The organism is Pseudoxanthomonas kalamensis DSM 18571, assembly GCF_010211745.1.
Classification (GTDB): domain Bacteria; phylum Pseudomonadota; class Gammaproteobacteria; order Xanthomonadales; family Xanthomonadaceae; genus Pseudoxanthomonas_A; species Pseudoxanthomonas_A kalamensis.
Genome location: NZ_PDWQ01000003.1, coordinates 252,670 through 272,134, shown reverse-complemented (window position 1 = coordinate 272,134; position 19,465 = coordinate 252,670). Strand labels below are relative to the sequence as shown.

The window sequence follows — 19,465 nt, the reverse complement described above, 5'->3', positions numbered from 1 at the left end:
GGCGCACCGGCGCCGCTTCGGCTTGCGTACAGCCGCACCCCCTACAATCGACCGGACTTCCCGCAGCACATGCGAAACCGGAACGCGCCATGAACCCCCGTCTGCCCTGCCTGCTGATGCTGTCGCTGGGACTGGTTGCCTGCGACAGGACGGCATCGGTTACGGAACCGGCAACGGATGCCGGCGAGGTCACAGCAACGCCCACCGATGCCGAAACGGTTCCGCTCGCCTCATCGCCCTGGGACGCCGCACGTGAGCGCGGCATCGGTTTCCGCGGCGTCGGCAACGAGCCGGGCTGGTCGGTGGAAGTGGCGATGGGCGAAGCGCCCGCCATGCATCTGTCGCTGGACTATGGCGAGCGCATGCTCGAGGTGGCGCAATCGCAGCCGTTGGCCGACGCCGTCGGCTTTGCCGGCACCGCCGACGACGGCAGCGCGGTGAAGCTCGTCATCGTTCGCGAGGACTGCAGCGACGGCATGAGCGACCAGATCTACCCGGCCTCGGCCATGCTCGGCGTCGGCGACCGCGAATACCGCGGCTGCGGCCGCTTCCTGTTCGACTGAGGACGCTTTGGTACATGCGCAAATCCCCGGCCCTCTGGATCGCGATTGCACTGCTGCTGGCCCTCGCCTGGTGGTCGCAACAGCGACCCGGCGCCGCACCGGTCCCGGTCCCGCAGGCATCGGCGCCGGCCGCGAAAACGAACGATGTCTCGGACACGGACACCCTGCCCGCCTTCCTTCCGCGCGAGGCGCACGACACCCTGCGCCTGATCCGCCAAGGCGGCCCCTTCCCCCATCCGCAGGACGGCGGCGTGTTCGGCAACCGCGAAGGCCACCTGCCGTCGCGGGCGCGCGGCTACTACCGCGAGTACACCGTGGACACGCCCGGGCTGAATCATCGCGGCGCCCGCCGCATCGTCACCGGCGGACAACCACCAAGCGAGTACTACTACACCGACGACCACTACGACAGCTTCCGCCGTTTCGAGGTGACGCCATGACCGGTTCCGGATTCGACCTGGGCCTGGAAGACCCGCTGCGCGCCGGCGTGTTCTTCGTCACCGCCGACGATCTGGACACGCTGGAGGTCGCCGCACGCGATGCCGACCTGCGCCCCTGCCGCATCGACCTGGCCGGTTGCCGCGACAAGCGCACGCTGTTGCTGCGCGTCGCCGTGGCGCTGGATTTCCCGCCCGGTTCCGGCCGCAACTGGGATGCGCTGGCGGACAGCCTGCGCGACCTGCAATGGCTGCCGGCGCGCGGCCATGCGCTGCTGTTCGACCAGGCAAGCGACCTGCATGGCGCCAACGAGGGCGATTTCGACACCTTGCTGTCGATTCTCGACGAGGCCTGCAGCTACTGGGCAACCCATGACGCGCCGTTCTGGGCCTTCCTGGCGCTGCGCGAAGAGGACTTCGAAGCACTGGAGCAGCAGGCACCGGAAGCCAGCTGACGCCGGGGCCGGCCTACATCGCGTCGATGTCGCCCAGGGCCTGGATCAGGCGCCGGGCCCGCTTGTCGGGTTTCTGGGTCGGCGGCCGGTAGCCATCGGCCGCGGCGCGGCGCAATGCGCGTGCTTCCTCGCGCCGCCGGCGCGATTCCTCACTCTCGCGATACAGGGTCTGGGCGACGCTGGCCGGGCCACGGGTATCGCTCAACGCCAGCACCACGACCTCGAAACATTCCTCGCCGCGGACAACCTGCAACGCATCGCCCTCGCGCAGCGCGCGCGACGGCTTCGGCCGCTGTCCGCCCACTTCGACCTTGCCGGTTTCCACCGCCTGCTTGGCCAATGCGCGAGTCTTGTAGAAGCGCGCGGCCCACAACCAGAGGTCGAGACGAACGGAAGCGGATTCGGATTGCATGCGATGGGGGAATGCGGAATTCGGCGTATTATCCGCCCGCCGCGAAGGCACGTCATTCATCACGGATATTCGCCCGGAAGCACCATGCGCCTGTGGTCCCTGCATCCCCGCTTCCTCGACGCCAAGGGCATCGTCGCCCTGTGGCGCGAAGGCCTGCTGGCGCGCGCCGTGTTGCGCGGCCAGACCCGCGGCTACCGGCATCACCCGCAATTGCAGCGTTTCCGCCAGCAGACCGCGCCGGTTTCCACGATCAACGCCTACCTGAAGGTCGTGGCCGATGAAGCCGCCGAACGCGGCTATTGCTTCGATCGCAGCAAGCTGGGGCCGGCCCGCGGCGTGACTCCTGTTGCGTGCAGCCGGGGACAGCTCGACCACGAATGGCGGCACCTGCTGGCCAAATTGCAGCAACGCGATCCGGCGCGCTATCGGGAACTGCGCACGCAATTGCCGCAGCCGCATCCGCTGTTCCGCATCGTCGAAGGGCCGATCGAATCCTGGGAACGTCCCTGATTCACGCCGCCACCGTCAGCATGCCGGCAAAAAGCAGAACGGCCACCCGAGGGCGGCCGTTCGCATGCTGCCAGCTTCGCGCCGCGATTACTCGGCGGCGGCAGCCTCGGCGGCCAGCTTGGCGGCCTTGGCCTGCGCGGTGGCGGCCAGGTCTTCCTTGATGCGCGCCTTCTTGCCCTGCAGGCCGCGCAGGTAGTACAGCTTGCCGGCGCGGACCTTGCCGCGACGCTTCACCTGAACCGACTCGATGGTGGCGCTGTGGCTCTGGAACACGCGCTCGACGCCGTAGCCGTGCGAAATCTTGCGCACGGTGAACGAGGAGTTCAGGCCGGCGTTCTTCTTGGCGATGACCACACCTTCGTAGGCCTGCACGCGCTCGCGGTTGCCTTCCTTCACCTTGACGTTGACCACGACGGTGTCGCCCTGGCTGAAGGCGGGCAGTTCGCGCTGGATCTGCGCGGATTCGAATTCGGAAACGATGGACTTGTTGAGACGGCTCATGTCGGTACCGTGTGGTTCGTGCGCCGGTGGGCGCGTGGGCGTGTCGTTGTCGGACAACTTCAGGCGGATGCGGTCGCGGGATTGCGCCGCACGTTTGTTGTTGTGACCGCAGGCCAGACCGGCCAGCGAGCCGCACATCATACTGATTCTTCAGGGCTTTGGCTAGGGTTCGCTGCCGTTTTCGTGCTTGTCCCGCCAGGCCTGCAGCAGGGCCCGATCCTGCTCTGAAAGCCCTGCCCGCTCCAGCAGGTCCGGACGCCGCCGCCAGGTCCGGGCCAAGGCCTGCTGGCGCCGCCAGCGGGCGATGGCGGCATGGTCGCCCGAGCGCAGCACCGCCGGCACCTCGCCCAGCGGGTGGCTGGCCGGGTGGGTGTAGTGCGGGCAGTCCAGCAGGCCGTCCTCGAAGCTGTCCTGGGCCGCCGATTCGGCGTCGTTCAGCGCCCCGTCCTGCAGCCGCGCCAACGCATCGACCAGCACCGCCGCCGGCAGTTCGCCACCGGACAGCACGTAGTCGCCGATCGAGATTTCCTCGTCCACCTCGGCCCGGACGAAGCGCTCGTCCACGCCTTCGTAGCGTCCGCACAGCAGGATCAGCCGCGGCATCGCCGCCAGTTCGCGTACCCGGGCCTGATCCAGCGGGCGCCCCTGCGGGCTCAGGTAGATCAGCGGCGCGAGGGCGGAATCGGCGGCGCGTGCCTGGGCCAGGCAGGCCTGCAAGGGCTCGATCATCATCACCATGCCCGGCCCGCCACCGAAGGTCTTGTCGTCGACCCGCCGATAACCGCCTTGGGCATGGTCGCGGGGATTCCAGCCATGCAGCGACAGCAGGCCACGCTCCTGCGCCCGCCCGACCACGCCAAAGCCGGCGCACTGGGCGACGAATTCGGGGAACAGGCTGATGACGTCGATACGCATGGGGCGAGGAGCTAGTGGAGAGGAACGAGTGGATAGGAGCGAGTGTGAGACTAAAGCAAAAGTGGCTCCGGGCAGGAACCCACTCGCTCCTCGTTCCTCTCCACTCGTTCCTCGCCCCTAGAACTCAGGATCCCAGTCCACGGTGACCACGCCGGCGTCGAAATCGACCGATTTGACGTACTCGGGCTGCACGAACGGAATCAGGCGCTCGCGTTCGCCGCGCGCCACCAGCACCTCGTTGGCGCCGGTGGAGAACAGGTGGGACACGTTGCCGAAGTCGGTGCCGTCCACGTTGAGCACCCGCAGCCCTTCCAGATCGACCCAGTAGTATTCGTCCGGCCCCGGCGGCGGCAACGCCGAACGCGGCACCCAGACCTCGGTGCCGCGCAGGGCTTCGACCGTGTCGCGATCCTCGACGCCGGGAAAATTGGCGATCAGGTGCTTGCCCGATTCCTTGCCGCGCGCACCATCCAGCTCACGCTCGCGGCCAGCCGGGTCGCGCAGGATCCACGGCTGGTAGCGGAAGATCGCCGCACGCGGCTCGGTCCACGATTCCAGCTTGATTTGGCCGCGCACGCCGAAGGCACCGACGATCCTGCCCAGCAGGATGCGGCGCCCGGTCTCGTTCATTGGCGGAAACAGCCGCCGCGGGATCAGGCCGCGGGGGCCTGGACCTTGACCGCTTCCTTGTACAGGTTGCGGACCTTGTCGGTCAGCTGCGCACCCTGCCCGACCCAGTGGTCGACGCGGGCGATGTCCAGCTCGACACGCTTGTCGTTGCCGGAAGCGACCGGATTGTAGTAGCCCAGGCGCTCGATGTTGCGGCCATCGCGCGCGCTGCGCGAGTCGGTGACGATGATGTGGTAGAAGGGGCGCTTCTTCGCGCCGCCACGGGTGAGGCGGATCTTGACCATGATTTTCCAGTGTTGCCCAGTCGCCAGGATGGCGAGGTAAGCCGCACATTGTAAGCCATTGATCGGGGGAAGGAAACCTGTCCGGCGCTGGCACGACAGGCCCCTGTCGGGGTCCGGCTATAGCGGCAGCCAGGGCGTCTGCGCCAGCGCCCGTATCAGCAGGTCATCCAGTTCCGGTGGCTGCGGCAGCGCCTGGCCATCCACCTCGGCGATCAGCTGAATCTGGCTGGCATTGGCCGCAAAGGCCCCGGAGAAGCCGGCCAGCTCGTCCAGCCGCACCCGCCGCCATTGCTGCGGCACGCCGATGCGTTCCAGCCCGGACTGCAGCATCCGCTCGCTGGTGCCGCGCAGCGCCGGTCCCTGCGGCCAGACGATGCCCTGCCCGTCCCACAGGCCCAGGTTCCATACCGTGCCCTCCACCACCGCAGCCTGCGGCCCCGCTCCCTCGACGAACAGGGCATCGTCGAAGCACGCCAGCCGCGCCAGGCGGCGGTAGTGGAACAGCGGGAAGGTGGCGACATGCTTAATCTGCGGCAAAGGCCGCACGAACGGGTACGACTTCAGCCGCAACGCCACGGACGGCGGCGCCGGTGGCGACCAGGTGGTCAGCAGGTCCAGCGGCACTGACTGCAGCGGCTGCCGGTAATCGAAGTCGCGCGAGAACACGGTCAACCGCAGCGAGCCGTCGCCCTGCGCCATCCGCGTGGCATGTCGCAGGGCTTCCCGCACCCGCGCCTCGTCCAGTTCGGTGGCGAACAGCTCGGCGGTCGCCTCGCGCAACCGCTGCAGGTGCAGGTCCAGGCCACGCACCGCGCCGCCACGCACCGGCATCGAGGTGAAGTGCCCGTAGTTGCTGATCGCCAGCGCACGCAGGTCATCCGCAGTGGCCGGCTGGCCGTTGAGGAATGCAATCGTCATGCGCCAGCCATGTCGGTATCCGCTCTCACGCCCTCATCCGCCTGCAGCACCTTCTCCCGTACGGAAGAAGAGATCACGGAAATCGCAGCATCAACGCATCGGCGGGAAGCCGCCGCGACCGCCCATCATGCCCTGCAGGCCGCGCATCATGCCCTTCATTCCCTTCATGCCGCCGCGGCCCAGCTTGCCCATCATCTTCTCCATCTGCTGATACTGCTTCATCAGCTTGTTGACGTCGGCCGGGGTGGTGCCGGAACCGCGGGCGATGCGGGCGCGGCGCGAACCGTTCAGCAGCGCCGGATTGCGGCGCTCCTTCGGCGTCATCGAATTGATGATGGCCACCATCCGCGGCACTTCCCTGTTCTGCGCCACCTGCTGCTTCAGGTGCTCCGGGACCTGGCCCAGGCCCGGCAGCTTGTCCATCAACCCGGACAGGCCGCCCATGCTCTGCATCTGTTCCAGTTGGTCGCGCATGTCGTTGAGGTCGAACTTCTTGCCCTTGGCGACCTTGGCGGCCAGCCTGGCGGCCTTCTCCTCGTCGACGTTGTGCTGCACCTGTTCGACCAGCGACAGCACGTCGCCCATGTCGAGGATGCGGTTGGCCACGCGCTCGGGGTGGAACACGTCCAGGCCGTCGGTCTTCTCGCCGGTACCGATGAACTTGATCGGCTTGCCGGTGACGTAGCGCACGCTCAGCGCCGCGCCGCCGCGGGCGTCGCCGTCGGTCTTGGTCAGCACCACGCCGGTCAACGGCAGCGCCTGGGCGAAGGCCTTGGCGGTGCTGGCCGCGTCCTGACCGGTCATCGAATCGACCACGAACAACGTTTCGACCGGGGCGACCGCCGCGTGCAGGGCCTGGATCTCGGCCATCATCGCCTCGTCCACGCTCAGGCGACCGGCGGTATCGACGATCAGCACGTCGATGAAGGTCTTCTTCGCTTCGGCGATGGCGGCGCGGACGATGTCCACGGGCTTCTGCCCGGCGTCGGACGGGAAGAAGGCCACGCCGACCTGTTCGGCCAGCGTCTTCAGCTGCTCGATGGCGGCCGGACGATAGACGTCGGCGCTGACCACCATCACCTTCTTCTTCTGCTTGTCCTTCAGGTGGCGGCCCAGCTTGCCGACCGTGGTGGTCTTGCCAGCACCCTGCAGGCCGGCCATCAGGATCACCGCCGGTGCCGGCACGTTGAGGTTCAGCTCGCTGGCGGCCGCGCCCATCACCGCGGCCAGTTCGTCGTGGACGATCTTGATCAGCGCCTGGCCCGGGGTCAGCGACTTCAGCACCTCCTGGCCGACCGCGCGCACCTTGATCCGCTCGATCAGGGCCTGCACCACCGGCAGGGCCACATCGGCCTCCAGCAGGGCGATGCGCACCTCGCGGGTGGCTTCGCGGATGTTCTCCTCGCTGAGCCGGCCGCGCCCGCGCAGGCGTTCGATGGTGCCGGAAAGTCGCTGGGTCAGGGATTCGAACATGTCGGGACGGGCAGATGATGGGAAAATGGCCCGGAATTATAGCGGCAGCGCCGGAATCGACCGCCGGATGCGCCCAACTTCGCCACGCCTGTGCGACACTGAGCCAGATGACAATCGTTCTCATCGCCATCGTTCTGTACCTGACTGCGGCCGGACTGCTGGTCCAGGCCGCGCGCCACGACCGGCTGGACGCGACCCGCGCCTGGCTGTGGCCGGCGCTGGGGGCGGTCCTGCTGCACGGCGGCTACCACCTGTGGGTGGCGCGGCACACGCCGGGGGGCGCCGACATGCACTTCTTCGCCGCCCTGTCCCTGGTCGGTCTGGGCATGGCCGCGCTGACCACCCTGTTCGGCACGCGCCGGCGCATGGCCGCGCTGGGCGTGATCGTGCTGCCGCTGGCGGCGCTGCTGCTGGCGATCTATCACCTGTACGGGCACGCGCCGGCGCCGGCGCTGAGCTGGCAGTTGCAGATGCACGCTTGGATCGCGCTGCTGGCGTTCGCCACGCTGAGCATATCGGCCTGGCTGGCAATCATGCTGTGGCTGCAGGAACGCGCCCTGCGCCGCCGCGACTTCCACGCCTGGCTGAAGGTGCTGCCGCCGTTGACCGAACTGGAGACGCTGCTGTTTCGCTCGATCACCGCCGGCTTCGTCCTGCTGACCCTGACCCTGCTGACCGGCGTCCTGTTCGTCGAGGACTTCATGTCCCAGCATCTGGCGCACAAGACCGTGCTCAGCGTGTTGTCGTGGCTGGTGTTCGGCGCCCTGCTGATTGGCCGCTGGCGCTATGGCTGGCGCGGCAGGAAAGCCGCGCACTGGACCCTGGTCGCGATGGCCTTGCTGGCGCTGGCGTTTTTCGGCAGCCGCTTCGTGCTGGAACTGGTGCTGCAGCGGACCTGACCGCCGCAGCCGGCTGCCGCCCCGCCGCTATTCCGCCGCCGCTTCCAGCGCCTGCGACAACCGCTCGACCGCGATCACCTCCAGCCCCTTGAACGCACCCGACTTCGGCGCATTGCCCTTCGGCACGATCGCACGCCGGAAGCCGTGGGTGGCCGCTTCGCGCAGGCGCTCCTCGCCGTTGGGCACCGGGCGGATCTCGCCGGACAGTCCGATCTCGCCGAAGGCGACGGTCTTTTCCGGCAGTGGCCGGTCGCGCAACGACGACAGCACCGCCAGCAGCACCGGCAGGTCGGCGGCGGTTTCCTGCACGCGGATGCCGCCGACCACGTTGACGAACACGTCCTGGTCGCCGACCCCCACCCCGCCATGCCGGTGCAGGACCGCCAGCAGCATCGCCAGACGATTCTGCTCCAGGCCGACCGCCACCCGGCGCGGGTTCGACAGCGGCGAACTGTCCACCAGCGCCTGCACTTCCACCAGCAACGGCCGCGTGCCTTCGCGGGTGACCATCACGCAACTGCCGGGCTGACCGGTGCTGCCGCCGGACAGGAAGATCGCCGACGGGTTGGGCACTTCCTTCAGGCCCTTTTCGCCCATCGCGAACACGCCAAGTTCGTTGACCGCACCGAAGCGGTTCTTGAACGCGCGCAGCACGCGAAAACGGCTGCCGCTTTCGCCTTCGAAGTACAGCACCGCATCAACCATGTGCTCGAGCACGCGCGGGCCGGCAATCCCGCCTTCCTTGGTGACATGGCCGACCAGGAATACTGCGGTACCGGTCTCCTTGGCGTAACGCACCAATCGCGCCGCGCTCTCGCGCACCTGGCTGACCGAGCCGGGCGCAGCGGTCAGGGTTTCGGTCCACAGGGTCTGTACCGAATCGGCCACGATCACCCGCGGTTGCGCGGCCACCGAATGCTCCAGGATCTTCTCAATCCCGGTTTCGGCCAGTGCCTGCAGGTTGTCCAGTGGCAGGTCCAGCCGCACCGCACGGCCGGCGACCTGGGCCAGCGACTCCTCGCCGGTGACGTACAGCACCGGCATCGACTCGGCCAGCCGCGCCAGCGCCTGCAACAGCAGGGTCGACTTGCCGATGCCGGGGTCGCCGCCCACCAGCACCACCGCGCCGTCGGCCAGTCCGCCGCCCAGCACGCGGTCCAGCTCGCCGATGCCGGTGGAGACCCGCGCCTGTTCGCCGTGACGCACGTCCTTCAGTGCGGTGACCTTGGGCGGATCGATCTTGCCGGCCCAACCGCCGCGGCGCGCGGCCGGCGCAGCCGTCTCCACGGCGACTTCGCTCAGCGTGTTCCACGCGCCGCATTCGCCGCACTGACCCTGCCACTTGCTGAAACTGGCCCCGCACTCGCCGCAGACATAGGCGGCACGGGAGGAACGCGATTTCGGCACGGCCTTGACCATCGAATACACCGGTTGCGAGAACAGGCCCAACTGTAGCGTCCCTCGGTCTCCGCAGGCGAGATCGCCACGGGGCCAAGCAGCAACTGAATACCGAGCAACGCCATGCGGCACATCTGTCAACGTGACTGCTCCCGGAGCGTTGCATGCCCGACATCCCAAGGACGCCAACATGCCAAATTCCCAGGATCTCCTTTTCCAACGCCGCCGGCTGCTGCGCCTGGCCGGCTCCAGTCTGCTGGCCGCCCCAGTGCTGGGGCTGATCGGTTGTCGCAGCCCTGCGGCTTCGGCCGAACCGCAAGGCGGAAATGCCCCCGCCGATGGCGAATGGGCCAGCGGCGGCACCGCCGCCATCGGCGATCCGGCACGTTTCCCGGACCCATTCTCGTCCGATCTTGGCGGCGCCTGTGTGCTGACCTGCATGACCACGATCGGTCCCTGCCACGACCTGTCTCCGCTCCGCAGCGACGTCAGCGATGGCTGGGCAGGCATTCCGCTCAGACTGGCCCTGCGCGTGGTCGATGCACAATGCCAGCCCGTCCGCGACGCCATCGTCGAGATCTGGCACACCAACTACACCGGGGGCTATTCCGGACAGATCCAGGCCATGTGTACCAACGACGAGAATGATCTGGACAAACAGTTTTTCCGCGGTTATCAGCGCACCGACGAAAACGGCGTGGTGAACTTCGATACCTGCTATCCAGGCTGGTATCGCGGTCGTGCCGTGCACATTCATCTGCGTGTGATGACCGGCGACTACGACGCTGACGACGGCGCGCAGAGCAGCGTCACCACTCAGTTGCTGTTCCCCGATGCACTGAACCAGCAGATCTTCACCGCACAGTCGCTGTATCGGGACTATGGCCAACCGGACACGCAATTGGCCACCGACGGCATCGTCGGCGCCGAGGAAGACTTCACACCCTACCTGTTCGACGTGCAACGGATGGACGATGGGGTGATGTTCGCTTCGAAGACCCTGGTGATCCGCACTTCACTGGACGAAACGGTTTGCGAAGCCCAAGGACAGATGCCTCCGGGCGGCGGTCCTGGTGGACCGGGCGGCCCGCCGCCGGAGGGTTTCGGACCACCGCCCGATGGCCGCCGGCCGCCTGGCCCGCCACCGGGTCAGCGCAGGCCGACCAGCGACGGCAGCCATTGATCCACAGCCGCCGCAACCACGAAAAAGCCGCCCATGGGCGGCTTTTTCGTCACCTGGTGCCGAAGAGAGGAATCGAACCTCCGACCTACTGATTACGAATCAGTTGCTCTACCGACTGAGCTACTTCGGCAAAAAGCGGCGCAGCCGAGGGCCGGCGCAAGGCGGGAATTCTAGGGGCCGGGGGTACCCGGGTCAATCGACCAGCTGCAGCCGCAACTCCTTCGGCAGCGCGAACACCATGCCCTCCGGCTCGCCATGCAGTTCGCCGACACTGCCCGCGCCGAGGTCGCGCAGGCGCTCGATCACCCCCGCCACCAGCACTTCCGGCGCCGACGCACCGGCGGTCACCCCGACCCGCTGCTTGCCGGCGACCCAGGCCGGATCGATCTCCTGTGCGCCGTCGATCAGGTAGGCCTCGACGCCATCGCGCTGCGCCAGTTCGCGCAGGCGGTTGGAGTTGGAACTGTTCGGCGAACCGACCACCAGCACCAGGTCGCATTGCTGGGCCAGTTCGCGCACGGCGTCCTGGCGGTTCTGGGTGGCGTAGCAGATGTCGTCGTTCTTCGGCCCTTGCAGCGCCGGGAAACGCACGCGCAGGGCTTCGATGATGCCGACGGTGTCGTCCACCGACAGCGTGGTCTGGGTGGTGTAGGCCAGGTTGTCCGGCTGCGAGACCTGCAGGCTCGCGACATCGCCGATGTCCTCGACCAGATAGATGCGGCCGGCACCGTTTTCGCGGTTCCACTGCCCCATTGTGCCTTCCACCTCGGGGTGGCCGGCATGGCCGATCAGCACCACGTCGCGGCCGGCGCGGCAATGGCGCGAGACCTCCAGATGCACCTTGGTCACCAGCGGGCAGGTGGCGTCGAACACCTTCAGCGCACGCCGGTCGGCCTCGTGGCGCACCGCCTGCGAGACGCCATGGGCGCTGAAAATCACAGTGGCTCCGTCCGGCACCTCGTCCAGTTCCTCGACGAAGATCGCGCCGCGCTGTTTCAGGTCATCGACCACGAAACGGTTGTGCACCACCTCGTGACGCACGTAGATCGGCGCGCCCAGGGTTTCGATCGCGCGCTTGACGATCTCGATCGCGCGATCGACGCCGGCGCAGAAACCGCGGGGATTGGCGAGCAGGACGTCCATGGGGAGCAGTGTAGAGGGGAGAGGAACGAGAAACGAGTGGGTGGCGCGTTTACTCGCTTCTCTCGACTCGTCCCTCGTTTCTCTCCACCCGCTTCCCGCCTCCGCCGGTCAGACCCAGCAAGGCGATGCCGATGGCGCCGGCAACAATGGCCGAATCGGCCAGATTGAAGGCCGGCCAGTAGTGGTCCCGCCAGTACCACTGGATGAAGTCGATCACGTGGCCGTGCAACAGGCGGTCGATGACGTTGCCGAGCGCACCACCGATCACCAGCGAATACGGCAGCGCCTGCCGCCAGTCGCCGCGCGGCAGCTTCCACAGCCAGTAGCCCAACAGGCCACTGACGCCGACCGCGAGCGCGGTGAACAGCCAGGTCTGCCAGCCGCCGGCGCCGCTGAGGAAGCTGAACGCTGCGCCGGTATTGTAGGTGCGGTACCAGTTCCAGAATCCGTCGATGACCGCGACCGGGGTGAATTCCGGCAGCGAAGACAGCACCCAGGCCTTGCTCCACTGGTCCAGGGCGATGACTGCCGCCGACAGCAGCAGCCAGACCAGCGCATTGGGTCTGGCGCGAACCGGCATCAGAACCAGCTCCGATCTTCGCCGGGACCGTCGACGTTGGACGCGCATCGGCCGCATAGCTGCGGATGCGCGGCATGCGTACCGACATCGGCGCGGTGGTGCCAGCAGCGCACGCACTTGGGTTTGGCGCTGGCCTCGGCCAGCACGAACACCTCGTCGGCCTCGACCGTGCTCAGGCCGACGTCGCCGCTGATGAACAGGAAGCGCAGCTCATCGGCCAGCGGCGCCCACTTCGCCACCGTGGCCGCATTCGCCGACACCTGGATTTCCGCGTCCAGCGCCGCGCCGATCACGCCGTTGGCGCGCATCGGCTCCAGCACCTTGGCCACCTGCTCGCGCAAGGCCAGCAGAGCGTCGAAATCGGCCGCCGACAGCGGCGCATCGGCCGGCAGCGGGGCCAGCCCTTCGTACCAGGTGGCGAATAGCACGTTGTCCTTGCGCGCACCCGGCAGGTAACCCCACATCTCGTCGGCGGTGAAGCTGAGCACCGGCGCGATCCAGCGCACGAAGGCCTCGGCGATGCGGTACATCGCGCTCTGCGCGCTGCGCCGTCCACGCGAATCCTCGCGCATCGTGTACAGGCGGTCCTTGGTCACGTCCAGGTACAGCGAGCCGAGATCGACGCTGCAGAAATTCAGCAGCAACTGGATGATCTCGGAAAAATTGTAGCGCTCGTAGGCGGCGGCGATCTTCTCCTGCACCTCCCAGGCGCGGTGCACGATCCAGCGGTCCAGCGCCACCATGTCGTCGAGCGGACGCAGATGCGCATCCGGATCGAAGCCATGCAGGTTGCCGAGCAGGAAACGCGCGGTGTTGCGGATGCGGCGATAGGCATCGGCATTGCGCTTGAGGATTTCCTGCGACAGCGACATCTCGTTGCTGTAATCGGCCGAGGCGATCCACAGGCGCAGGATGTCCGCACCCAGTGTCTTCATGATGTCCTGCGGCTCGATGCCATTGCCAAGCGACTTGGACATCTTGCGGCCGTGTTCGTCCACGGTGAAGCCGTGGGTCAGGCATTGCCGGTACGGCGCCGCGCCGTCGATCGCCACTCCGGTCAGCAGCGAAGACTGGAACCAGCCGCGGTGCTGGTCGGAGCCTTCCAGGTACAGATCGGCCGGTTTTCCCAGGCCACGCTCGCGCAGCACGCATTCGTGGGTGACGCCGGAATCGAACCACACGTCGAGGATGTCGGTGACCTTGTCGTAATCGGCCGCCTCGTCGCCGAGCAGTTCGGCCGGGTCCAGCGCGTACCAGGCATCGACGCCGTCCTTTTCCACGTAGGTCGCCACCTGCTCCATCAGTTCGACGCTGCGCGGATGCGGTTCGCCGGTTTCGCGGTGAATGAACAAGGCGATCGGCACGCCCCAGGTGCGCTGGCGCGAAATCGTCCAGTCCGGCCGCCCTTCCACCATCGAGGTGATGCGCGCCTCGCCCCAGGTCGGGAACCAGCCGACGGTCTTGATTGCGGCCAGCGCGTCGCGGCGCAGGTGGGCCTGCTCCATCGAAATGAACCACTGCGGGGTGGCGCGGAACGCGATCGGCGACTTGTGCCGCCAGCAATGCGGATAGCTGTGCTCGATCTTCTGCAGCGCCAGCAGGCTGCCGTTGTCGCGCAGCACCTCGACGATGACATCGTTGGCCTTCCAGATATGCAGCCCGGCCAGCGGCGTGTCGCCGGCCGGCGGCGTGGACGGCAGATACACGCCACGTCCGTCGACCGGGTTCAGTTGCGCGGCGGTGTACTGCTCGACGATGCCGTAGCGCCGGGCCGCCACGTAGTCGTCCTGGCCGTGTCCGGGCGCGGTGTGTACGGCGCCGGTACCGTCCTCGGCGGACACGTGCTCGCCGACGATGACCGGGATATCGCGTTCGTAGAACGGATGCGCCAGCAGCGCACCTTCCAACCCCGTGCCGTTGACCGCCTGCCCGTGCACGACCATGTCGGTCACGCCGTAACGCTGCAGCACGCGCTCGGCCAGCGCCTGTGCCAGCACCAGCCAGCGGCGCTTGCCGCCGTGCGCCGGGCCTTCCACCAGCACGTAGTCCAGCTCCGGCCCTAGCGACACCGCCAGCGAGGCCGGCAGCGTCCACGGCGTGGTGGTCCAGATCGGCAGCGCGACCTCGACACCCTCGGGCAGCTCGACGCCGAAGCGCCGCGCCAGCGCCTGCGGGTCGCGCGCGGCGTAGGCCACGTCGATCGCCGGCGACACCTTGTCCTGGTATTCGATCTCGGCCTCGGCCAGCGCCGAACCGCAGTCGAAGCACCAATGCACCGGCTTCACCCCGCGGGTCAGGTGGCCGTTGGCGACGATCTTGGCCAGCGCGCGGATCTCGTTGGCCTCGTAGCGGAAATCCAGCGACTTGTACGGGTGGTCCCAGTCGCCGATCACGCCCAGGCGCTTGAAGTCCCTGCACTGCAGTTCGACCTGCGACTCGGCGTATTCGCGGCACTTCTGCCGGAACTCGGCCGCGTCCAGCTTGACCCCGACCTTGCCGTACTTCTTCTCGATGGCGATCTCGATCGGCAGGCCGTGGCAATCCCAGCCGGGGATGTACGGCGCGTCGTAGCCGGCCAGATAGCGCGACTTGACGATGATGTCCTTGAGGATCTTGTTGACTGCGTGGCCCAGATGAATGGCACCGTTGGCGTACGGCGGGCCGTCGTGCAGCACGAACAGCGGCCGTCCGCTGGCGTTCTCACGCAGCCGCGAGTACAGATCCTCGGCATACCAGCGCTCCAGCATCGCCGGCTCGCGCTTGGGCAGGTCGCCGCGCATCGGGAAGTCCGTGGCCGGCAGGTTGAGGGTGGCTTTGTAGTCCTGGCTCACGCCGTCGCTCGTCGTTGGTGTTCGGAAAGAAGGGAACGTGCCTCGGCCGCATCGCGATGCATCTGCTCGGTCAGGCTGGGCAAGTCGGGGAATTTCAGCTCGTCGCGCAGCTTGGCGACGAATTCGACTTCGATGTGGCGCCCGTACAGATCGCCGTCGAAGTCGAACAGATGTGCTTCCAGCAACGGTTCGACGCCGTCCACCGTCGGCCGGGTGCCGAAGCTGGAGACCGACGGCCATGGCTGCGCACCGACTCCGTGCACCCGGGTGGCATAGATGCCGGACAGCGCCGGGGTCTTGGGGAAACGCAGGTTGGCGGTCGGAAAGCCCAGCGTGCGCCCCAGTTGCCGCCCGCGCACCACCCGCCCGCCGATCGCGTACGGACGCCCCAGCAGTCGTGCCGCACTGGCGAAGTCGCCCTGGCGAAGGCATTCGCGGATGCGCGTGCTGGATACGCGGCCGTCGTGGTGATCGACCGGCTCGATCTCGCCGGCGGCGAAACCGAGCCCGGCACCCATCGTCCGTAGCAGCGCCAAGTCGCCGCCGCGGCGGTGGCCGAAGCGAAAGTCCGGGCCGATCCACACTTCACGCGCCTGCAGGCGGCCGACCAGCAGGCGCTGGACGAAATCCTCGGCCGGCATCGCCGACAGTGCGGCATTGAATCGCAGCAGGCCGATGCCTTCGACGCCCAGACCCAGCAACCCTTCCACCTTGGCCCGCGGCAGGGTCAGCCGCGGCGGCGGCGTGTCGCGGGCGAAGAACTCTCGCGGCAGCGGCTCGAAACTCAACGCCACCGCCGGCAAGCCCGACTGCCGCCCACGCGAAACGGCGTGGCGCACCAGCGCACGATGGCCCTGGTGCAGGCCGTCGAAGGCGCCGATGCAGACCACGCTACCCTGCGGGAACAACACCCCGCCGTCGACGTCACGAAACAGCCTGCCCATATGAAGCGGCAAGTATAGCGGGCCGGACGGTCCCGCCCGCCATCGCCCGATCGGGAATCCTTCCCTCAATGCCGCAGATCGCGCAGGCGCATGCCCTGCAGCCACAGCGTCAGCACATAGGCCGCTGCGCCCGCACCCACCACCACCGCCAGCTTCCAGGCGCGTTCGCTCCAGTGCCAGCTGCTCCAGTCCTGCCACAGCCACAGCAGGGCGACGACCGCCGCCAGCATCGCCAGACAGGACACGCCCAGCCGCAATAGGAACTTCGCCCAGCCCGGCTCGCGCCGATAGACCCGCGCCCGGCGCAGGTACCACCACAACTGCAGCGCATTCAGCCAGCCCGCCACCGCGGTACCGATGGCCAGGCAGACATGCGCACCGGGAATCTCGCCCAGCGCCGCGATCGGCGAACCGCCGGTCAGCGCCAACGCCGCCCTGCCCGGCTCGGTCAGGTACACCAGTCCGGCCAGCAGCAACAGGTTGACCAGCAGGTTGCCCAGCACCGCCATCACCGCCGCTTTCACCGGCGTGCGGGTGTCCTGGCGCGAATAGAACGCCGGCGCCAATACCTTCACCAGCAGGAACGCCGGCAACGCGCTGGCCAGCGCCATTACCGCCCACTGCGCCATGCGGGTGTCGTCGGCATCGAAGCGGCCGTGCTGGAACAGGGTCGACACCAGCGGCTGCGCGCACAGGATCAGGCCTAGGCACGCCGGCAGGCCGATCAACAGGCACAGCCGCAGGCCCCAGTCGAGCGCCTTCGAATAGCCGTCCGGGTCGGTGGCCGCATGCCGGCTGGACAGGTGCGGCAGAATCACCGTACCGATCGCCACCCCGAACATCCCCAGCGGGAACTCCAGCAGGCGGTCGGCGAAATATAGCCAGGTCACGCTGCCGCTGACCAGCAGCGAGGCCGCCACCGTGTTCAGCAGCATGTTCAACTGCGCCACCGAGGAGCCGAACAGGGTCGGCACCATCAGCCGCATCACCTTGCCGACCCCGGCATGCCCACCGGCCAGCCGCGGTCGCGGCAGCAGGCCCAGCCGTGCCAGCGACGGCAACTGGAACGCCAGCTGCAGGATGCCGGCGACGAACACGCCCCAAGCCAGCGCCATCACCGGCTGCTGCAGGCGCGGCGCCAGCGCCAGCGCGGCGGTGATCATCGCCAGGTTCAGCAGCACCGGCGACAGCGCCGGTACCGCGAAGCGCTGGTAGCTGTTGAGGATGCCGCCGGCCAGCGCAGCCAATGATATGAACAGCAGGTACGGGAAGGTGATGCGCAGCATCTGCACCGCCAGCTGCCCCTGTTCGGACATCGGGTCGAAGCCCGGTGCGAACACCCGCATCACCCACGGCGCGGCCAGCACCACCACGGCGGTGACCACCAGCAGCGCGGCCAGCAGGGTGCCGGTGACCCGGTCGACCAGTTCCTTGACCGCCTGCCGGTCGCCCTTTTCCTTGTACTCGGCCAGCACCGGCACGAAGGCCATGGCAAACGAGCCCTCGGCCGACAGCCGACGCAGAAAGTTGGGGATGCGGAAGGCGACCAGGAAGGCGTCCATCGCCGGGCTGGCACCGAAGGTGTTGGCGTAGACCTGGTCGCGGACCAGGCCGGAGATCCGCGACAACAGGGTCATCGCGCTGAACACCGCGCTGGAGCGCAGCAGGCCGGCCCGGCGGGGCGTTGCCGCCGCTGCGGCGGAGGTCGCGGCCGGCTCAGTCATGGCGGCACCGCCGCCGGCCGGGATGGTTGACGCAAGTTACTGAATCCGCCATAATTTCTTGCTCTTTACCGCGAAAACCCGGCGCCTGCCGGCGGTTTCGCGTTCGCCGAACCTCATCCCGCAACCCCGTACAACCGAATTCCAGGATTCCATCGTGGCCAACATCAAGTCCGCCAAGAAGCGCGCCAAGCAGACCGTCGTGCGCAATGCGCGCAACACGGCCCAGCGTTCGCAGCTGCGCACCTCCATCAAGAAAGTCATCAAGGCGCTCGACGCCAACGACCTGGCCGGCGCCCAGGAAGCCTTCGCCGCGGCCCAGCCGCTGATCGACCGCTTCAGCTCGCGCGGCCTGATCCACCGGAACAAGGCCGCTCGCCACAAGAGCCGCCTGACCGCCCGCATCAAGGCGCTGCAGGCCGCCTGATCCCGCACGCCGCGCACGCGCGCGGCAGCGGCGGTCATTGCGAGGATGAGCGGAAACCCGGCTTCGGCCGGGTTTTTCGTTGCCGGTGTGAAAATCGCCGGCGACGACGCCTACTTCAGCCGCCATCGGCGTCCGCCGAATGTCCCGCAGCTTCGGCCGCGGCTTCCGCCGCGTCCCGGTCCTGGCGCTCGAAGAACGCCATCACGTCCTTCGCCACCGGCCAGGTACCCTCGCGCGAAATCGCCGACACCAGATAGCGTGGCCCTTCCCAGCCCAGCTCGCCGACCAGCTTCTCGACTTCGGCCTGCGCCTCGTCCTCGAACATCAGGTCGGCCTTGTTCAGCACCAGCCAGCGCGGCTTGGCCAGCAGTTCCGGATCGTGCCTGCCCAGTTCGCGCTCGATCGCCCGTACCTGTTCGGCCGGCGACACGCCCTCCACCCCGCCTTCCATCGGTGAAATATCCACCAGATGCAGCAGCAGGCGGGTGCGCTGCAGGTGGCGCAGGAACTGCGCGCCCAGACCGGCGCCATCGGCGGCGCCCTCGATCAGGCCGGGAACGTCGGCGATGACGAAGCTGCGGTGTGGCTCCACGCTGACCACGCCGAGGTTGGGATACAAGGTGGTGAACGGGTAGTCGGCCACCTTCGGCGTGGCTGCCGACACCGCACGGATGAAGGTGCTCTTGCCGGCATTGGGGAAGCCCAGCAGGCCGACGTCGGCCAGCAGCTTCAACTCCAGCTTCAGCATCCGCTGCTCGCCCTCGCCGCCCGGCGTGGCCTGGCGCGGCGCGCGGTTGACCGAGCTCTTGAAGTGCATGTTGCCCAGCCCGCCCTTGCCGCCGCGCGCGACCAGCAGGCGCTGGCCGTGTTCGGTCAGGTCGCCGATGACCTCGTCGGTCTCGACATTGGTGATCACGGTGCCGACCGGTACGGTGATGGTCAGGTCTTCGCCGCCCTTGCCGTACATCTGCCGGCCCATGCCGTTCTCGCCACGCTGAGCGCGGAACAGCTTCTGGTGACGGAAATCGACCAGGGTGTTGAGGTTCTCGTCGGCCTGCAGCCAGACGCTGCCACCGTCGCCACCGTCGCCGCCGTCCGGCCCGCCCAGTGGGATGAACTTCTCGCGACGGAAACCGACGCAGCCGTGGCCGCCGTTGCCGGCAGTGACCTGGATTTCAGCTTCGTCGACGAGTTTCATGAATGCAGCCGTGATGAGTGATTCAGAGTTGGTGGTTCGATGC

21 protein-coding genes and 1 tRNA gene are annotated in these 19,465 nt (G+C 67.8%); 7 read left to right on the top strand and 15 right to left on the bottom strand.

Annotated elements, in window-relative coordinates:
* The first annotated feature begins 89 nt into the window (after window positions 1–89).
* The 3 genes from CSC70_RS07670 to CSC70_RS07660 are packed head-to-tail and all read left to right on the top strand — an operon-like array spanning window position 90 to window position 1,455.
* Window positions 90–563 carry a hypothetical protein gene (locus tag CSC70_RS07670; protein WP_162456079.1) on the top strand — a complete coding sequence of 158 codons (474 nt, stop codon included), beginning with the start codon at window positions 90–92 and terminating at the stop codon, window positions 561–563.
* A 14-nt stretch (window positions 564–577) separates the two neighbouring features.
* Entirely contained in the window at window positions 578–1,003 is a 426-nt protein-coding gene (locus CSC70_RS07665; RefSeq protein ID WP_162456078.1) for a guanyl-specific ribonuclease, read from the top strand.
* Window positions 1,000–1,455, top strand: a complete 456-nt coding sequence (locus CSC70_RS07660; protein ID WP_162456077.1) for a barstar family protein — start codon at window positions 1,000–1,002, stop codon at window positions 1,453–1,455. Before CSC70_RS07665 ends, CSC70_RS07660 begins: the two co-directional genes overlap by 4 nt.
* A 13-nt stretch (window positions 1,456–1,468) precedes the next feature.
* On the opposite strand, the gene CSC70_RS07655 is transcribed toward CSC70_RS07660, so the two are convergent.
* A complete protein-coding gene (locus CSC70_RS07655) occupies window positions 1,469–1,867 on the bottom strand; it encodes an RNA-binding S4 domain-containing protein (RefSeq protein ID WP_162456076.1) in 399 nt (132 codons plus the stop codon).
* Window positions 1,868–1,951: 84 nt separating this feature from the next.
* On the opposite strand from CSC70_RS07655, the gene CSC70_RS07650 reads away from it, so the two are divergent.
* Window positions 1,952–2,377 (top strand): pyrimidine dimer DNA glycosylase/endonuclease V, encoded by a 426-nt coding sequence (locus tag CSC70_RS07650; protein ID WP_162456075.1) that lies wholly within the window; start codon window positions 1,952–1,954, stop codon window positions 2,375–2,377.
* Between the two features lie 87 nt (window positions 2,378–2,464).
* On the opposite strand, the gene rplS is transcribed toward CSC70_RS07650, so the two are convergent.
* The 6 genes from rplS to ffh all read right to left on the bottom strand — a co-directional run bounded on the left by rplS (window position 2,465) and on the right by ffh (window position 7,098).
* Complete coding sequence (gene rplS, locus CSC70_RS07645; protein WP_162456255.1) at window positions 2,465–2,878, bottom strand: 50S ribosomal protein L19; 414 nt, start codon at window positions 2,876–2,878, stop codon at window positions 2,465–2,467.
* A 162-nt stretch (window positions 2,879–3,040) separates the two neighbouring features.
* Window positions 3,041–3,793, bottom strand: coding sequence for a tRNA (guanosine(37)-N1)-methyltransferase TrmD (trmD, locus tag CSC70_RS07640; RefSeq protein ID WP_162456074.1), 753 nt, complete (start codon window positions 3,791–3,793; stop codon window positions 3,041–3,043).
* Window positions 3,794–3,910: 117 nt separating this feature from the next.
* A complete protein-coding gene (gene rimM / locus CSC70_RS07635; protein ID WP_162456073.1) occupies window positions 3,911–4,423 on the bottom strand; it encodes a ribosome maturation factor RimM in 513 nt (170 codons plus the stop codon).
* Between the two features lie 23 nt (window positions 4,424–4,446).
* Window positions 4,447–4,707 (bottom strand): 30S ribosomal protein S16, encoded by a 261-nt coding sequence (rpsP, locus tag CSC70_RS07630; RefSeq protein ID WP_162456072.1) that lies wholly within the window; start codon window positions 4,705–4,707, stop codon window positions 4,447–4,449.
* Between the two features lie 117 nt (window positions 4,708–4,824).
* Window positions 4,825–5,625, bottom strand: a complete 801-nt coding sequence (locus CSC70_RS07625) for an aminotransferase class IV family protein (protein WP_162456071.1) — start codon at window positions 5,623–5,625, stop codon at window positions 4,825–4,827.
* A gap of 90 nt (window positions 5,626–5,715) precedes the next feature.
* Window positions 5,716–7,098, bottom strand: a complete 1,383-nt coding sequence (ffh, locus tag CSC70_RS07620) for a signal recognition particle protein (protein WP_162456070.1) — start codon at window positions 7,096–7,098, stop codon at window positions 5,716–5,718.
* A 107-nt stretch (window positions 7,099–7,205) separates the two neighbouring features.
* Here ffh and CSC70_RS07615 point away from each other — a divergent pair, with 107 nt between their 5' ends.
* On the top strand, window positions 7,206–7,997 hold the full coding sequence (locus tag CSC70_RS07615; RefSeq protein ID WP_162456069.1) for a cytochrome C assembly family protein: 792 nt from the start codon (window positions 7,206–7,208) through the stop codon (window positions 7,995–7,997).
* Between the two features lie 27 nt (window positions 7,998–8,024).
* On the opposite strand, the gene radA is transcribed toward CSC70_RS07615, so the two are convergent.
* Window positions 8,025–9,416 (bottom strand): DNA repair protein RadA, encoded by a 1,392-nt coding sequence (gene radA / locus CSC70_RS07610; RefSeq protein WP_162456254.1) that lies wholly within the window; start codon window positions 9,414–9,416, stop codon window positions 8,025–8,027.
* 169 nt (window positions 9,417–9,585) lie between these two features.
* On the opposite strand from radA, the gene CSC70_RS07605 reads away from it, so the two are divergent.
* The gene (locus CSC70_RS07605) at window positions 9,586–10,578 is read left to right on the top strand and encodes a dioxygenase family protein (RefSeq protein ID WP_162456068.1); all 993 of its coding nucleotides are present in this window, start codon (window positions 9,586–9,588) and stop codon (window positions 10,576–10,578) included.
* Between the two features lie 54 nt (window positions 10,579–10,632).
* Here the strand turns inward: CSC70_RS07605 and CSC70_RS07600 are convergent.
* From CSC70_RS07600 to murJ, 6 genes are all read right to left on the bottom strand, one after another.
* Window positions 10,633–10,708, bottom strand: a tRNA-Thr gene (locus tag CSC70_RS07600).
* Between the two features lie 62 nt (window positions 10,709–10,770).
* Window positions 10,771–11,721 (bottom strand): 4-hydroxy-3-methylbut-2-enyl diphosphate reductase, encoded by a 951-nt coding sequence (gene ispH / locus CSC70_RS07595; protein ID WP_162456067.1) that lies wholly within the window; start codon window positions 11,719–11,721, stop codon window positions 10,771–10,773.
* 49 nt (window positions 11,722–11,770) lie between these two features.
* Window positions 11,771–12,301: a signal peptidase II gene (gene lspA / locus CSC70_RS07590; protein WP_162456066.1), complete on the bottom strand. Its 531-nt coding sequence runs from the start codon at window positions 12,299–12,301 to the stop codon at window positions 11,771–11,773.
* Window positions 12,301–15,132 carry an isoleucine--tRNA ligase gene (gene ileS / locus CSC70_RS07585; RefSeq protein WP_162456065.1) on the bottom strand — a complete coding sequence of 944 codons (2,832 nt, stop codon included), beginning with the start codon at window positions 15,130–15,132 and terminating at the stop codon, window positions 12,301–12,303. Before ileS ends, lspA begins: the two co-directional genes overlap by 1 nt.
* Window positions 15,129–16,076 carry a bifunctional riboflavin kinase/FAD synthetase gene (locus tag CSC70_RS07580; RefSeq protein WP_162456064.1) on the bottom strand — a complete coding sequence of 316 codons (948 nt, stop codon included), beginning with the start codon at window positions 16,074–16,076 and terminating at the stop codon, window positions 15,129–15,131. The genes ileS and CSC70_RS07580 overlap by 4 nt, the downstream gene beginning before the upstream one ends.
* A gap of 65 nt (window positions 16,077–16,141) precedes the next feature.
* Window positions 16,142–17,800 carry a murein biosynthesis integral membrane protein MurJ gene (gene murJ / locus CSC70_RS07575; protein ID WP_162456063.1) on the bottom strand — a complete coding sequence of 553 codons (1,659 nt, stop codon included), beginning with the start codon at window positions 17,798–17,800 and terminating at the stop codon, window positions 16,142–16,144.
* Between the two features lie 154 nt (window positions 17,801–17,954).
* Between murJ and rpsT the strand changes: the two genes are divergently transcribed.
* Entirely contained in the window at window positions 17,955–18,224 is a 270-nt protein-coding gene (gene rpsT, locus CSC70_RS07570) for a 30S ribosomal protein S20 (protein ID WP_162456062.1), read from the top strand.
* Window positions 18,225–18,339: 115 nt separating this feature from the next.
* Here rpsT and cgtA read toward each other — a convergent pair whose 3' ends face one another.
* On the bottom strand, window positions 18,340–19,422 hold the full coding sequence (gene cgtA, locus CSC70_RS07565) for an Obg family GTPase CgtA (protein WP_162456061.1): 1,083 nt from the start codon (window positions 19,420–19,422) through the stop codon (window positions 18,340–18,342).
* Window positions 19,423–19,465 lie beyond the last annotated feature (43 nt).